At 67.9% G+C, this 14279-nt stretch carries 14 protein-coding genes and 1 pseudogene; 5 read left to right on the forward strand and 10 right to left on the reverse strand.

Annotated elements, in window-relative coordinates; translation table 11 throughout:
* From V7Q39_RS13195 to V7Q39_RS13205, 3 genes are all read right to left on the reverse strand, one after another.
* Positions 1 to 343: ATP-binding protein (locus V7Q39_RS13195; RefSeq protein ID WP_333817057.1), on the reverse strand; the 343-nt coding region annotated here is incomplete at its 3' end.
* 149 nt (positions 344 to 492) lie between these two features.
* Positions 493 to 1512, reverse strand: a complete 1020-nt coding sequence (locus tag V7Q39_RS13200) for an LLM class flavin-dependent oxidoreductase (RefSeq protein ID WP_333817058.1) — start codon at positions 1510 to 1512, stop codon at positions 493 to 495.
* Between the two features lie 105 nt (positions 1513 to 1617).
* Positions 1618 to 2277: a glutathione S-transferase family protein gene (locus V7Q39_RS13205; RefSeq protein WP_333817059.1), complete on the reverse strand. Its 660-nt coding sequence runs from the start codon at positions 2275 to 2277 to the stop codon at positions 1618 to 1620.
* 150 nt (positions 2278 to 2427) lie between these two features.
* Here V7Q39_RS13205 and ppk2 point away from each other — a divergent pair, with 150 nt between their 5' ends.
* Complete coding sequence (ppk2, locus tag V7Q39_RS13210) at positions 2428 to 3369, forward strand: polyphosphate kinase 2 (RefSeq protein ID WP_443082519.1); 942 nt, start codon at positions 2428 to 2430, stop codon at positions 3367 to 3369.
* Positions 3370 to 3434: 65 nt separating this feature from the next.
* Positions 3435 to 4787, forward strand: coding sequence for an MATE family efflux transporter (locus tag V7Q39_RS13215; protein ID WP_333817060.1), 1353 nt, complete (start codon positions 3435 to 3437; stop codon positions 4785 to 4787).
* Between the two features lie 60 nt (positions 4788 to 4847).
* Here V7Q39_RS13215 and V7Q39_RS13220 read toward each other — a convergent pair whose 3' ends face one another.
* The 3 genes from V7Q39_RS13220 to V7Q39_RS13230 all read right to left on the reverse strand — a co-directional run bounded on the left by V7Q39_RS13220 (position 4848) and on the right by V7Q39_RS13230 (position 9390).
* Positions 4848 to 6872 (reverse strand): capsular polysaccharide biosynthesis protein, encoded by a 2025-nt coding sequence (locus V7Q39_RS13220; protein ID WP_333817061.1) that lies wholly within the window; start codon positions 6870 to 6872, stop codon positions 4848 to 4850.
* A gap of 7 nt (positions 6873 to 6879) precedes the next feature.
* Positions 6880 to 8031: a polysaccharide biosynthesis/export family protein gene (locus tag V7Q39_RS13225; RefSeq protein WP_333817062.1), complete on the reverse strand. Its 1152-nt coding sequence runs from the start codon at positions 8029 to 8031 to the stop codon at positions 6880 to 6882.
* 78 nt (positions 8032 to 8109) lie between these two features.
* On the reverse strand, positions 8110 to 9390 hold the full coding sequence (locus V7Q39_RS13230; protein ID WP_333817063.1) for a capsule biosynthesis protein: 1281 nt from the start codon (positions 9388 to 9390) through the stop codon (positions 8110 to 8112).
* A gap of 128 nt (positions 9391 to 9518) precedes the next feature.
* On the opposite strand from V7Q39_RS13230, the gene V7Q39_RS13235 reads away from it, so the two are divergent.
* The 3 genes from V7Q39_RS13235 (at position 9519) to V7Q39_RS13245 (ending at position 11142) form a co-directional block, all read left to right on the forward strand.
* Positions 9519 to 10109: a riboflavin synthase gene (locus V7Q39_RS13235; protein ID WP_333817064.1), complete on the forward strand. Its 591-nt coding sequence runs from the start codon at positions 9519 to 9521 to the stop codon at positions 10107 to 10109.
* Between the two features lie 104 nt (positions 10110 to 10213).
* Entirely contained in the window at positions 10214 to 10765 is a 552-nt protein-coding gene (locus tag V7Q39_RS13240; protein ID WP_333817065.1) for a hypothetical protein, read from the forward strand.
* Positions 10762 to 11142 carry a GNAT family N-acetyltransferase gene (locus V7Q39_RS13245; RefSeq protein ID WP_333817066.1) on the forward strand — a complete coding sequence of 127 codons (381 nt, stop codon included), beginning with the start codon at positions 10762 to 10764 and terminating at the stop codon, positions 11140 to 11142. Before V7Q39_RS13240 ends, V7Q39_RS13245 begins: the two co-directional genes overlap by 4 nt.
* Positions 11143 to 11235: 93 nt before the next feature.
* On the opposite strand, the gene V7Q39_RS13250 is transcribed toward V7Q39_RS13245, so the two are convergent.
* The 4 genes and pseudogenes from V7Q39_RS13250 to V7Q39_RS13265 form a co-directional block, all read right to left on the reverse strand.
* Entirely contained in the window at positions 11236 to 11745 is a 510-nt protein-coding gene (locus V7Q39_RS13250; RefSeq protein WP_294982234.1) for a CarD family transcriptional regulator, read from the reverse strand.
* A gap of 287 nt (positions 11746 to 12032) precedes the next feature.
* Positions 12033 to 12371, reverse strand: a complete 339-nt coding sequence (gene fdxA, locus V7Q39_RS13255) for a ferredoxin FdxA (protein WP_333817067.1) — start codon at positions 12369 to 12371, stop codon at positions 12033 to 12035.
* A gap of 53 nt (positions 12372 to 12424) precedes the next feature.
* Complete coding sequence (locus V7Q39_RS13260) at positions 12425 to 12745, reverse strand: RNA-binding S4 domain-containing protein (RefSeq protein WP_333817068.1); 321 nt, start codon at positions 12743 to 12745, stop codon at positions 12425 to 12427.
* Positions 12746 to 12748: 3 nt separating this feature from the next.
* Positions 12749 to 14279 (reverse strand): annotated as a pseudogene (locus tag V7Q39_RS13265) (hypothetical protein); the annotation flags it as partial.

Consider the following 14279-nt stretch of genomic DNA (forward strand, 5'->3'; position numbering starts at 1 on the left):
CCTTGTTGGAGAACTTGCCCCCGGCGTGGAGGGTGCAGAGGATGACCTCCAGCGCCGATTTGCCGGGAAACTTGGGGTGCGGGTCGACGGGGATGCCGCGGCCGTTGTCGCGGACGGTGACGGAGTTGTCGGCGTGCAGTTCCACCTCGATCCGGTTGGCGTGGCCCGCGACGGCCTCGTCCATCGCATTGTCGAGGATTTCCGCGACCATGTGGTGCAACGCGCGTTCGTCGGTGCCGCCGATATACATGCCGGGGCGCTTGCGGACCGGCTCCAGCCCTTCGAGGACCTCGATCGAGGAGGCGTCATAGGTGGAGGCGCCGGAGAGGAGGTCGTTGGGCATGGAGGATCACCTGCTGGAAATACGCAGGCATTAGACCATTTCCGGGGGGAGGGGCGCAAGATGTGGGGATGACCGGGAGGTGCCCGCAAATTTCTTGGAAGAAATTTGTCAAAAATCTTCCAAGATTTTTGCGGAAACCGCGGCCTTGCTCACCGCCAGCCCAAGGCCGGGGCGACGTGTTTCAGGATGTTCTCGATCACATGGGCGTTGTAGTCGACGCCCAGCGTGTTCGGCACGGTCAGGAGCAGGGTGTCGGCCTCGGCGATGGCGGTGTCCTTGCGAAGCTCCTCGATCAGCTGGTCGGGCTCGCCCGCGTAGCTGCGGCCGAAGACGGCGCGGGTGTCGTCGATGACGCCGATCTGGTCCTGTTCCGGGCGGCCCTGGCCGAAATACATCCGGTCAAGGTCGCTGGTGATGGCGAAGATCGAGCGGCTGACCGAGGCGCGGGGCGTGCCCTTGTGCCCGGCGGCCTTCCAGGCCTCGCGGAACTTGCGGATCTGGGTGGCCTGCTGGATGTGCAGCGGCTCGCCAGACTCGTCCCATTTCAGGGTCGAGCTTTGCAGGTGCATCCCGACCGTTCCGGCCCATTCCGCCGTCGCGTCCGAGGCGGCGCCCCACCAGATGCGGTCGCGCAGGCCGGGAGAATGCGGCTCCAGCCGGAGGAGGCCCGGCGGGTTGGGGAACATCGGGCGGGGGTTGGGCTTGGCGAAACCCTTGCCGTCCAGAAGGCGGAGGAAGGTCAGCGCATGGTCGCGGGCCATGTCCTGGTCGGTCTCGCCCTCTTTCGGCACATGGCCGAAGTGGCGCCAGCCGTCGATCACCTGCTCGGGGCTGCCGCGCGAGATGCCGAGTTGCAGCCGCCCGCCGGAGATGAGGTCGGCGGAGCCTGCATCCTCGACCATGTAGAACGGGTTCTCGTAGCGCATGTCGATGACGCCGGTGCCGATCTCGATCCGCCTGGTCCGCGCGCCGACGGCAGCGAGGAGGGGGAAGGGCGAGCCCAGCTGGCGGGCGAAGTGGTGGACGCGGAAATAGGCGCCGTCGGCCCCCAGCTCCTCGGCCGCCTCGGCCAGTTCGATGGATTGGGTCAGCACATCGGCGGCGGAGCGGACGGCAGAGCCGCGCTCGTCGGACCAATGGCCGAAGGAGAGAAAACCGATCTTCTTCATGGCGGGACCTTTCCCGAAAAGCTTGCGTTGCGGGGAAGGTAGGTGCGCCCGGCCCGCTGCACCAGAGCGAAGCAGCCGGGCGGGTTGCACAGAGACTGTGCCGTTTTACGCCGGTTCGGCCAGCCGCGCCGCCCACATCCGCTGGAAGGCCGGGCGCGACTGGCAGGTTTCCAGCCAGGCCTTGACCGCCGGGAATTCCGCCAGGAGCGTCGGGTGGCCCTGGGCGTAGCGCAGGCATTCGGCGAGGTTCAGGTCGGCCACGGTGAAGCGGTCGCCGACGAGGTAGGGATGGGCGGCGAGATGCGCCTGAAGCCGCTTCAGCGGGCGGCGCAGTTTCTCGGCATTGATCGCGATGGCACCCTGGCCTTCGGGCGTCTTGTCGCCTCCGGCCCCCTGCACGTTCAGGATTTCCAGCGCCGGGGTTTCCACCGCCGTCACCGCCAGAAGCGTCCACTGGTCGATCAGCGCCTGTTCCGCCGGCGTCTTCGCCCCAAGCGCGCCGCCCCGGGTGCGGGCGATGTGGTTGGTGATGGACAGCGACTCGGTCAGCACCAGGTCGCCCTCGACATAGGCGGGGACCTGGCCCTGCGGGTTGACCTGCAGGAAGCTGGCCGAGGTGGTGTTCAGCGGCGCATCCGGGGCGCTGGCTTGCGGCAGCCGGTAGGCCTGGATCACCGGGACATGGTCGAAGGTCTCGTCCAGCTCGTAAAGCAGCCAGATCGGGCGCGAGGCGCGGCTGCGGAAAACGCCATAGAGGGTGGGCATGTCTCGGACTCCATCGAAGCTGGAGCCAGCCTATGCCCTGTGGCCGGGAAGCAAAAGGGGGGGGGAAAGGGCGGGAGTCTTGATCGGGATCAAGGCAAAATGCCGCAGCCTGTGCATGGGTGACAGTTCATGTGCAAGGAGGTGCCCCGTATGGAAGACAGCGCGACGATGCAGACCCCCGCCAGCCAGCCGCCCGCTCCCGAAGCGGTTGCCGTCACGCCCGGCCCGAAGACCTTTCCGGTGGCCCCCAGCCCGCTGCATCAGGCCTTCGAGTCGGGCCGCTATCCCTATGCCCGGCTGATGGGCCGCGTGGCCTATGAGGCCGAGAAGGCCAAGCTGCAGGCCGAGCTTCTGAAGGTGCAGATCTGGGCGCAGGAGACCGGGCAGAAGTTCGTGATCCTGATGGAAGGGCGCGATGCCGCCGGAAAGGGCGGCACGATCAAGCGGTTCATGGAGCATCTGAACCCGCGCTATGCCCGCGTCTGCGCGCTGACCAAACCTTCGGATGTGGAGAAGGGCCAGTGGTTCTTCCAGCGCTACATCGCGCATCTGCCCACGGCGGGCGAAATGGTGTTCTACGACCGCAGCTGGTACAACCGCGCGGGGGTGGAGCGGGTGATGGGCTTCTGCACGCCGTCCGAATATCTGGAATTCATGCGCCAGGCGCCGGAGTTCGAGCGGATGCTGGTCCGGTCGGGTATCAGGCTTTACAAATACTGGTTCAGCGTGACCCGCGAGGAACAGCGCGCGCGGTTCCTCGCGCGCGAGACCGACCCCCTGAAGATGTGGAAACTGTCGCCCATCGACAAGGCGTCGCTGGACCGCTGGGACGACTATACCGAGGCGAAGGAGGCGATGTTCTTCTACACTGACACCGCCGATGCGCCCTGGGTCATCGTCAAGTCGAACGACAAGAAACGGGCGCGGCTGAACTGCATGCGGCATTTCCTGTCGACGCTGGATTATCCGAACAAGGACCCCGCGGTGGTGGGTGTCCCCGACCCGCTGATCGTGGGCCGGGCGACACAGGGCTTGGGCATCGGTCCCGACATCTACGACGCGGCGACGCATCCGGCGATGCAGCGGGGCTGAGGCGCGCTGCGCTGCGGCGGAAGCGATGGCTTGTGCGGCGCTTCGGCCCGGCGTAAGCCTTCGGCATGACTATACAAATGTCGAATTCCACCCACGCGAGGGAAACCCTTGTGCTGGGCCTGCCGCTGATCGGCTCGCATCTGGCGCAGATGGCGCTGCATGTGGTCGATACGGTCATGGTCGGCTGGTATGGCGTGGTGCCGCTGGCGGCGGTGGTGCTGGGGGCATCTTCGTTCTTCATCATCTTCGTCCTCGGCTCGGGCTTCGCCAAGGCGGTGATGCCGATGGTTGCCACGGCGATGGGGCAGGGCGACGAGGTCCAGGTCCGGCGCGACACGCGGATGGGGCTGTGGCTTTCCATCGGTTACGGGATCGTGGTGCTGCCGGTCTTCTGGTGGTCAGGCGCGATCCTGCTGGCGCTGGGCCAGAAGCCCGAGGTTGCGGCGATTGCGCAGGAGTATCTGCGGATTGCGGGATTCGGGCTGGTGCCCGCCTTGTGCGTGACCGTGCTGCAAAGCTACCTCGCCGCGCTGCACCGGACGCAGGTGGTCTTGTGGGTGACGCTGGCGGCGGTGGCGGTGAACGTTGCGATCAACTGGGCGCTGATCTTCGGCAACTGGGGCTTCCCCGAGATGGGCGCGCGGGGCTCGGCCGTGGCGACGCTGACGGTTCAGGTGTTCTCGCTGGCGATCCTGGGGGCTTATGCGGGCCTCTTGCCCGACCTGCGGCGGTTCCACCTGTTCCAGCGCTTCTGGCGCCCGGACTGGCATGCGATGGGGCAGGTCTGGCGGCTGGGGGTGCCGATCGGCCTTACCGGGCTGGCCGAGGGCGGGCTGTTCCAGGCCTCGGCCTTGATGATGGGCTGGATCGGGACGGTGCAGCTGGCCGCGCACGGGATCGCGCTGGAGGTCGCAGCGCTGACCTTCATGCTGCATGTGGGCCTGTCGAGCAGCGCCACCATCCGCATCGCGCGCTTCGATGGGGCGGGGGACCGGGCGGCGCTGCGGCAGGCGGCGAAGGTTTCGGTGGCGATCTCCTTCGGGGTGGCGCTGTTCTCGGTCACGCTGTTCCTGTCCTTCGGGCGGCCCATCGTGGCGCTGTTCCTCGACATGTCGAAGCCGGAAAGCGCGGCGATCCTCGACTATGGCGTGGTGCTCTTGGGTCTGGCGGCGCTGTTCCAGCTGGCCGACGGGATGCAGGTCATGGCGCTGGGCCTTCTGCGCGGGGTGAAGGACACCAAGGTGCCGATGGGGCTGGCGGCAGTGAGCTACTGGCTGATCGGCATTCCCTGCAGCTATCTGCTGGCCTTTCCGCTGGGTTTCGGCGGGGTGGGGCTGTGGCTGGGGCTGGTGGTCGGGCTGGTCTGCGCTGCCGCCAGCCTGATGTGGCGGTTCTGGCGGCTGACCGCCCGTCGGTAACGTCGTTCCTGCTCGCTGGCGGCACCCTTGCGACGAGACGACCAAGTCGCACGAGGAGCATCACCGCCAGAGATGCGCGAGGCTTGCGAACCGGCCTTGCAGTTTCGAAAGAGCGCGGTTGAAGCGGCCGGGATGCGGGATCTCGCCGCTGGCCAGCCGGTCGAGCGCGACCTCGACCGGGCAGGGGCGGCGGCTGACCGGGTCCCAGTAGCGCGGATAGGCGATCAGGGCCGCGTGGACCAGCTGCGCAAGGTCGAGGCGGGCAGTGCGGCGGGCGGGCGGAGCGCCGAGGTCGCGGGTCAGCCCCCAGCCCGCATAGAAGGGCGCGCCGAGGCAGGTGACGGGCAGGCCACGGACCAGCGCCTCGAAGCCGAGGAGCGAGGTCATCGTCCAGACCTCCTGCACCTCCGCCAGAAGCGCCGCCGGGTCGACGCCTGAAAGGACCATGTTGGCAAGTCCCGTAGCGTCCACCGCGCCGGGGCGCAGGCCCGCCTCGACATCCGGATGCGGCTTGTAAAGGATCACCGCGCCGGGGTTTGCGGCCCGCGCGGCCTGCAGCAGCGCAAGGTTCGTCCGCAATTCCCCCGCGCCGAGGCGGATCGAGGCGTCGTCCTCCACCTGTCCCGGCACCAGAATGCGGTGCCCCGGCGGCAGGTCGGGCACCGCGCCGCCGAGGTTGTATTTCGACAGGCCCTCGGCCTTCAGCCGGGCGATGACGGCTTCCGCGCGGCGGCGCTGGCTGTCGGTCAGGGGCGTCGCGATCAGGCTCTCCAGCCGCGAGGGGCGGGTGGGGTCGTAGTAGATGCCCAGGTCGTCCGTCACCAGCGACAGCGGCGGCACCAGCTCGGCGCCGAGACCGCGCGAGCGCAGGAAGCCGTCCTCGACCCGCAGGCAGGGGGTCTTCGGAATGAAACCCGCGGGTTCCTTTCCCGCCCAGAGGAGGAGGCCGCGCCCGGTGCGCACCGCCAGCCGGTCCGCTGCCGCCGGGTCGTCGCGGAAGCGCAAGGCCTTCGTGCCGCCGAACACGGCCTGCAGGCGCCCCCGCTTCCAGAGCCGCATCCCTGCTGCGACATGGCCGCGCCGATCCTCGCGCCAGGCTCGGACTTCGGCCTCCAGCTGGCAGATCACCTCCTCCAGCCCGCAGAGCTGGTCGCGGCAGGGGTCGTACCAGAGCGGTGCCAGCAGCATGGCCCCGGCGAACAGCTCTTCCCGCGTCAGGCGGCGGGTGCGGCGGGGCAGGGGGTGGTCGTCATGGGTGAGCCCCCAGCCGGCATAGAAGGGCTGGCCGAAGACATGCGGGCGGTGCCCGTGCAGGATCGCCTCGAACCCCAGTTGCGAAGAGACGGTGTAGACTGCCGATGCCCCCGCCAGCAGCCGGTGCGGCGAGACCGGCGCGGTCATGAGCGACACGCGGCCCCCTGCATCGGCGGCGCCGAAATGGCCCGCCCGCAGGCCGAGCGTGGTCTCGGGATGGCTGCGAAGCACGATGCGCGCGTCGGGGTGATCGGCCTTCGCCCGGTCCAGCATCGCGCGGAAGGTCGCTGCCGACGCCCCGGAACCGGCGATCGAGGCGTCGCCGCGCGTCTGGTCGATCACCAGGACATAGCCGGGATCGGGGCAAGGCAGGTTCGGGTCGTAATTATTGTATTTGGACAAGCTGCTTTCGGTAAGCCAATGGCTTAGGCGATTTGCTTTTTGTATAATGTTTGAATTATACAAGCCGCCATTGCCCAGAATCTGCTCGATCCGCGATGGTCGGCTGCCGTCGAAATGCACGCCCACCGGGTCGATCAGCAGCCCGAGAGGCGCCGCACCGCCCGCCCGCCCCGGCAGGACCGAGCGCAGGAAGGCATCCTCGACCCGGACCAGCGGAACCCCGCGCCGGGCGGCCACCACCTCGCCGCGCCGGGCGGTCGGGCTGGCGCCCCAGACCAGCACGCCATCACCCGGGCCGGGCAGCCCGAAGCGCAGTTCATGCCCGGCCAGCTCCAGCATCCGGTGCAGGCGGCGGTCGCGCAGGAAGGAGAGGTTCTGGTGCCAGAGCCGCCGGGGAACCCCGCTCAGCCCTTCGCCCCCGCCCGACATGGCCGGGTCACTTGCCCGAATTCGTGGTGCTCGCCAGGTTCGCCGCCGCGCTGGTGGACCCGGTGATCGCGCCCAGCGTCTTCTGCCACTGCACGAACGGCGCTTCGGTGACGTAAAGCGTGTCGCCGTCGCGGATCTGGAAATCCCGCGCCTCGAAAAGACCCGTCGGCTCGGTCAGGTTCAGGACGTAGATGATGCGCTGGTCGCCGACCAGGCCCGGCTTGCCCAGAACATTGCGGGCGATGGCTTCGGTCTCGTCCCGCAGGACGAAGACGCCCTTCGGGTCGGCGGCCATGGTCGAGAGCCCGCCCACGGTGGCAATCGCCTCCAGCGCCGACAGGGTGGCGGAGGCGAAGGGCACCTTGCTTTGCGTGCCGGTGGCCCCCAGCGCGATGAAGTTGCGGCTGTCTTCCTCGATCATGATCTTGTCGCCGGGGCGCAGCGCGATATCCAGCGAGGGATTCTCGTAGAGCTCCTTCAGCCAGATCTTGCCGGTGTGTCCGCCGCGCGTGACCCGCACGATGGCGGTGGCCGGGTCGATGGTCACGCCGCCAGATTTCGCCAGCATGGTGGCCAGCGTCCGGGTGGAGGCGTCGATCGGATAGACGCCATTGGCACCCGCCTGGCCCGAGATCGACACGGTCGAGCCGTCGCCAGCCTGCCGCGCCACGCTGACCTGCGGGTCCGGCGTCTGGCCTTCCAGCTTGCGGGTGATCGCCTGGCGCAGCCCTTCGTTGGTCTGGCCCGCGGCCTTGATGCGCCCGGCATAGGGGATGAAGATGTAGCCCTGCCCGTCGACCTGCACGGTCGAGAGGCCCGAGACCCGCTGCCCGGTGTTGCCCAGAAGCGGGTCGTCCTTCACGTTCTCGTAGACGGTGACGTTGATCGCATCACCCGCCGAGATCATGTCCGACGCAACCACCCCGGCATTGCGGAAGCTTTCGCTGAAGCCGAAGGTCGGCTGCACGGCGGTGGCGGCCGAGACGGCGGGCGTTACCGGGATGATATAGGCGTTGCCCTTCTTGTCGACGGATCCGGCATAGATCTCGCGCTTGTTCGGGCCCGAGCGCGGCAGACCGCAGGAGGCCAGGATGGCGACCGACGACAGCAGGACGATCGCCTTGAGCGCGAGTGAGTTTCTGACCGGCACTGCCCGCATCCCTTGCGTTCGCTTCGGATTTTTGCTGGCCGAACTGTAGCGAAAGGCCTGTGGGTTGGCCAGTCTGGCCCGCGCAATTCAGCGCACGAGGCGCAACTGTTGCCGCGGAGCCGCTGTGCCCAGCGCCAGCGCCTGATAGGGATCTTGCGGCGAGAGCATCAGATCCACCACCTGTCGTAGCAGCGCCCGCCGCCCCCGCGAGGAGTAGAAACCACCCAGTACCTGCGAGGTCTCCAGCAGGAAATGCCGGTAGTCGCGGTAGGCGCGGGTATCGGGGCGTTCGGGGTTGGCAAAGAAGGCGTCGAGCGGCTGGGAGGAGACGAACTCGGGCTTGGCATAGACCGCCGCCCCGAAGGCCCTGAGCGGCAGGCCGCGCCACAAAGCCTGCTGCCCGGCGGTGGAATTCACCGTCACCGCCGAGCGCGCCTCGTTCAAGAGCTGGGCCAGCTTGCCGCCGCGCACGAAATGGACGCGGCCCGTCAGCCCATGCTGGCGCGCCAGGCGGCGGATCGTGGGCAGGATTGGGGCGCGACCATCCTCCAGCGGATGGGCCTTGAAGACCAGGTGGTGGTGCGGCGGGGCGCCCCTGGCGAAGCCCTCGATCACCAGGGCCAGGAAGTCGGTCATGCTGGCGAAGGGCGAATGGTCCCGGAAGCTGGCGTCATGTTCCAGCTGCAGGATCGCCAGGTGATAGGGGAAGCCGCCGTGCCGGATGCGGCGGGTGGCAAGCCGGCGTTCCCAGCGGTGGACGGGCATCAGCAGGAAGCGCTTGAGATAGAGCAGGAACTCCTGCCCCACCGTCAGGCTGCGATGCGGCCGGAAATTGCGGTAGGCGCGGCCCCCCAGCGCCACGAAGCCGTGGTAGAGCGCGCCCCAGAACATGTGCTGGCGCATGTCGCCCCAGGTGGCCGGAGCCTCGGGCAGGTCGAGGTCGACCCGCGCCAGCCCTGCCTGCATCTCGGGCACTGTCAGCTCCATCAGCCGGGAATGCCCGTTCGCGCCGCCGCGTTCGTAGGTGACCCAATAGGGCCGCAGGTAGCCTTCCTCGAACACATGCACGGTGATGCCCCGAGCCCGCGCCAGGGCGACGGCCTGGGCATGGATCGGCCGCGTGTCGCCGTAGACCACGAGATCGGTGATGGCATGGGTGTCGAGAAGCGTGGCGCAGGTTTCGGGCCAGGCTTCGGGGCCGCCCTGGAAGGCGATGTAGCCCGGCCCCGGCCAGAACACCCGGTCGCCCAGGTTGAAGCCCACCCGCCAGACCTCGGCCCCCGCCCGGCGCAGCATCGTGGCCAACTGGCGGAACCAGGGCCCGTGCGGCCCTTGCAGGCAGAGGAAGCGGCGGGGAACGTCGGTCACGGCTGGCCTTGCAGGGGGTTTGCGCAGATTGTGCAGATAAGCATGGTGGGATCATGGCGTCAGGCGCGGCAGGCTTGCAAGCCCGGTTCCGCCGCTTTACCTCGGATCGAAACATCAGGAGCACGCCCATGTTCACCGGAATCGTCACCGATGTCGGCCGCATCGTCGAGACGAAGGTCACGGGCGACCTGCGCGCCCGGATCGCCACGCGCTATGACGTGGCGGGGATCGACATAGGGGCGTCCATCGCCTGCGACGGGGTCTGCCTGACGGTGGTGGCGCTGGGACCCGAAGGCTGGTTCGACGTGGAGATTTCCGCCGAGACGGTGTCGAAGACCAATCTCGGGGGCTGGGTTCCCGGCAAGCGCGTGAACCTGGAACGCGCGCTGAAGGTGGGGGACGAACTGGGCGGCCATATCGTCTCGGGCCATGTCGACGGGCTGGCCGAGGTGGTCTCGGTCCGGCACGAGGGCGGATCGGTCCGCGTGACCTTCCGCGCGCCGGAGGCCTTGGCCCGGTTCATCGCGCCGAAAGGCTCGGTGGCGCTGAACGGCACCTCGCTGACGGTGAACGAGGTGTCGGGGGCGGAATTCGGGGTGAACCTGATCCCGCACACGCAGGAGGTGACGACCTGGGGCGAGATCGCGGTGGGGGGCAAGGTGAACCTGGAGGTCGACACCATGGCCCGCTATGTGGCGCGGCTGCGGGAGTATGACTGAGGCCTCGCCCCGGGGCTGGCGCCGGAGGGTTTCACACCCTCCGGACCTCCCGTGGAGTATTTCGAAAAGAGCAAGCACAATTTGAATCAAAGGCTTCGGAGTTCATGATGGGCGGGATCGGGCATAACGGCGGGCCTTCGGTGGAGGGCGGGGCCAGTTGGCGCAAGCATTGCTGGCAGTCCGCGCGTGAGCGGCTGTTGCCCACGCTGCCGATCGAGGTGGTGCGGCTGCGGGTGAAGCGGGCCAAGGCGCTGGGGCTGGACTACAAGACCTATGCCGGGGTGCGCGCGGCGACCGGGCATGACGTGGTGGCTTTCCTGTTTTCGTCGAACGCCCTGCGGGTTTCGCTGGTGCGTCCGGCGATGCCGGAGGATCGGGCGGTGAAGCTGGCCGGGGTGCAGTGCGGGCGGCTGGCGCTGGCGGTGGCCCCGCTAATGCCGGGGATGGTGGAGGCGGCCAATCCGGTTCTGGAGGGGGCGCATCCCGCGCCTTACGCGCTGGCAGGGTTCGGCGAGGTGCGGGCGGTGCTGCGGCAGGCGCTGGGCAAGCTGCCCTCGGACCGGGTGATCCTGGTGGGCGACATGGCGCTGGAGCGCGACTGGTGCGCGGCGGGGCGGCTGGCGGGCTACCTGCCGGCGGAGCGGTATTTCGGGTGATTGCGCCGCGTCTGGCCCTGTCCGCCGACATTGATGATCTGTTTCGCATCCGCGCCGCAGTTCGGGAAAACCGGCTCCACGATCCTGGATCCGTCACGCGCGAAGATTGCGACTGGTTCGTGCAGCGCCGACGCGTCTGGGTGGCCGAGATCGACGGACGTGTCGCGGGCTTTTCGGCAAGCGACCCGCGAGACGCAACAATCTGGGCCCTGTTTGTCGACCCGGACTTCGAGGGCCGGGGCTTGGGATCCATGTTGCTGGCCCAGGCCTGCGCCGATCTTGTGGCGGATGGCCACCGCAGGGCATCGCTGACCACTGACCCGGAACGAGGGCGGCGCGACTTTACCGACATCTCGGCTGGGAGGAGCAGGGCCTGACCGGCGACGGCGAAATGGGCTTCGCGCGCGGCCTGTGACCAAAAGAAAACGGCGGCCCCGAGGGACCGCCGTTCCGCATTCCTTGAAGACGGATCAGGCCGCGCGGCCGACCAGCACGCTGTCGACCTGCTTCGCCGCGCCCGCCTCGTCCACGCCCGACACGGCGGCCACTTCGCGGGTCAGGCGTTCCAGCGCAGCTTCGTACAGCTGACGCTCGGAGTAGCTTTGCTCGCGCTGGTCGTCGGTGCGGTGCAGGTCGCGGACCACTTCGGCGATCGACAGCAGGTCGCCCGAGTTGATCTTCTGTTCATATTCCTGCGCCCGGCGCGACCACATGGCGCGCTTGACCTTGGCCTTGCCCTTCAGCGTGTCCAAGGCCTTCGTCACCACATCGGGGGCCGACAGCGCGCGCATGCCGATGTCCAGCGCCTTGTGGGTGGGGACGCGCAGGGTCATCTTGTCCTTCTCGAAGGAGATGACGAAAAGCTCCAGCTGAATCCCGGCGATCTGCTGTTCTTCGATCGAGATGATCTTGCCCACGCCATGCGCAGGGTAGACCACGAAATCGTTCGGGCGGAATTCAGGCTTCTTCGACTTGGTCATTCAGCGTTCCCCAGTAAGGTGGCCCCACCGCGACAAAGACCCCGCGCGCCCTGAACCCCGGTTCAGGCGAGTGGAGCTGGATTGTCACAAAAGATTTTGGCCCAGGCGATATGCGCTAAGCCGGTGTCTGGCTTCCATGCTTGCTTTGTAAACGAACAATAACACAAAAATGCACTGATTCCAACTGCTGCGAAACCGTGCAGTTCAGCTGTAACATGCTGGAATGACTGCGATTATCCGCGTGTCACCGATTCGTGGCCATGGTTCCGCCCGAATCGGGCGCGTGCTCAGCCGCCTTCGCCCGGCGCTTCCGAGAAGTATTTCTCGCGCTTGCCCGTCTCACCGTCGCGTTCCTCGTACCCCGGCAGCGGGTCCTTCTTGGTCACGATCACCGGCCATTGCACCGCATATTTGCGGTTGAAGCTGACCCATTCCTCCATGTCCGGCTCGGTGTCGGGGCGGATCGCGTCGGCGGGGCATTCCGGTTCGCAGACGCCGCAGTCGATGCATTCATCCGGATGGATGACCAGCATGTTCTCGCCTTCATAGAAGCAGTCGACCGGGCAGACCTCGACGCAGTCGGTGTATTTGCAGGCGATGCAGTTGTCGATGACGACATAGGTCATGGGCGTGGCTCTGGTGCGGAAGCTTTGACTGCTAGCTAGAGCAGCCGGACGGATCATTCAAGCGGCTGCGGTGCGGCAGATGCGTCGAGGTCGAGATAGAGCGCCTGCGCCTCGGGTGCGGGGCCGCGCCGCAGACCCAGCGCCAGGATGCGCACCACGCGGATGCGATCGCCTTGCGGGAAGGTGAGCGTATCGCCTTCCGTCACGTCGCGGCCGGGGCGCGAGATGCGGGTGCCGTTCACCCGGACATGGCCCGCCTCGATCACTTCGGCGGCCAGGCCGCGCGACTTGAAGAATCGCGCCTGCCAGAGCCATTTGTCCAGCCGCAGCCTTGGAGCGGCTTTGGGATCGGGTCTGCCCGAAGGCCCGGCCAAGCCTCAGACCTTGCCCTTCAGCGCGAGCAGAGCCGCGAAAGGATTGTCGGGGTCGATCGGCTTTTCCGCACGGGGCGGGCGGGCCTCGAAGCTCTTCTGCCGATCTTCGCGCGGGGGCTTGCCGCCCTTGCGGTCGTCGCGGCGGTCGCCCTTGGGCCGGTCGTGCTTGGGACGGTCGCCCTGGCCTTCCTTGCGCTCGCCCCGGGGACGGTCACCTTGGGGACGGTCGCCCTGGGGACGGTCGCCCCGGGGGGCGCCGCCTTCTTTCCGCTCGGGCCGGGGGCCGCGTTCGGGACGCGCGTGGCGGGGTTTCGGCGCCCAGGTGAAGGTGTAGAAAGCCTCCATCTCGGGCGCCGTAGCCTCGGGTTCCGGTTCGGGCGGCGGGGCCAGGATCGAGACCTCTTCCGGGATCGGCACGCCTGCCGCGATGGCGGCGGCGGCTTCCTCGGAAATCTCGGGGGCCTTCGGCGCCTCGGCCTTCACCTTGGCCCGCTCGGCCTTCTCGCCCTTGTAGCCCAGGCCCGCCATCAGGTCGGCGAACTGGTCCAGCGTCATGCCGGTGATCGACAGCATGTCGGGCGTCGCCTCGAACCCGGCGCGGCTGTCCTTCTGGCGCAGGATGTCGGCCAGCCGTTCCAGCATGTCGATGCGGATCGCCCGCGCGCCCGCCGGGTGGTAGCCCGCAAGTGTGTAGTGCTGCTTCGGCACCTCGGCCACGTTCGGGATCGTCACCAGACCGGGGGGAGGGGATTCGGGGAATTCCTGCAACCCGTTCCACAAGGACCACAGCACCAGCCGCAGCCTGGTGGGCGCTGGCTTCAAGAGCGCAGGCAGGAAGATGGTGAACTGGCCGAAACGCACACCATGCTTGCGCAAGGCACCGCGCGCCTCTTGGTCCAACTCCTTCACCTCGGACGCCACCGCCTCGCGCGGCAGGACCCCCATCGCTTCCGACAGGCGGAAGGCGAAGCCCCGCGCCAGACCGGTCAGCGCCTCGTCCCGGCCCATGGCCAGCAAAGGCTCGAACTGCGCGGCAACCTTGCGGTCGATGAAATGCTGCAGGCGGCGGCGGACCTTTTCCGCCACGTCCGGCCCGGCCTCCTCATCCACGAAGGCTTCGACCGCCGGTTTCGCGGGCTCGGCGCCCTTGACCAGCTTGCCCACCGCGTTGGTGCCCCACATCAGGCCGCCCTGTTCGGTGAAGTCCAGCTCGGTGTCCGGTGCGTTGTAGAATCGGTCGGCGCGCAGATGGAACTCGGGCTTCAGCGCCTGCAACGCGGCCTGGGCCAGCGTCCGCGCGGCATCCGGCGTGGCGGAAGCGTCCTGCTTAAAGCGGAACCCCTCCAGCCGCCCGGCGAATTCGCCCTCGACCGTCACTTCGCCCTTGTCGTTCACTTCGGCCACCAGAGCCTCCTTCTGCTTCAACCGGCGGAGGAGGACGCTCGTCCGCCGGTCGACAAATCGTTGCGTCAGTGCCGCGTGGAGCGCGTCCGACAGGCGGTCTTCTACAGCGCGGGTTTCCTCGCGCCAATGG

It is taken from the genome of Tabrizicola sp. (assembly GCF_036781545.1).
Taxonomy (GTDB): Bacteria; Pseudomonadota; Alphaproteobacteria; order Rhodobacterales; family Rhodobacteraceae; genus Tabrizicola.

What these genes read in the sequence shown, in the direction of transcription:
- V7Q39_RS13250 (WP_294982234.1), bottom strand. Translation starts at nt 11,745, where the DNA reads ATGACCAAGTCGAAGAAGCCTGAATTCCGCCCGAACGATTTCGTGGTC.
- V7Q39_RS13205 (WP_333817059.1), bottom strand. Translation starts at nt 2,277, where the DNA reads ATGCCCACCCTCTATGGCGTTTTCCGCAGCCGCGCCTCGCGCCCGATC.
- V7Q39_RS13220 (WP_333817061.1), bottom strand. Translation starts at nt 6,872, where the DNA reads ATGTCGGGCGGGGGCGAAGGGCTGAGCGGGGTTCCCCGGCGGCTCTGG.
- V7Q39_RS13240 (WP_333817065.1), top strand. Translation starts at nt 10,214, where the DNA reads ATGATGGGCGGGATCGGGCATAACGGCGGGCCTTCGGTGGAGGGCGGG.
- V7Q39_RS13235 (WP_333817064.1), top strand. Translation starts at nt 9,519, where the DNA reads ATGTTCACCGGAATCGTCACCGATGTCGGCCGCATCGTCGAGACGAAG.
- V7Q39_RS13225 (WP_333817062.1), bottom strand. Translation starts at nt 8,031, where the DNA reads ATGCGGGCAGTGCCGGTCAGAAACTCACTCGCGCTCAAGGCGATCGTC.
- V7Q39_RS13215 (WP_333817060.1), top strand. Translation starts at nt 3,435, where the DNA reads ATGACTATACAAATGTCGAATTCCACCCACGCGAGGGAAACCCTTGTG.
- ppk2 (WP_443082519.1), top strand. Translation starts at nt 2,428, where the DNA reads ATGGAAGACAGCGCGACGATGCAGACCCCCGCCAGCCAGCCGCCCGCT.
- V7Q39_RS13200 (WP_333817058.1), bottom strand. Translation starts at nt 1,512, where the DNA reads ATGAAGAAGATCGGTTTTCTCTCCTTCGGCCATTGGTCCGACGAGCGC.
- fdxA (WP_333817067.1), bottom strand. Translation starts at nt 12,371, where the DNA reads ATGACCTATGTCGTCATCGACAACTGCATCGCCTGCAAATACACCGAC.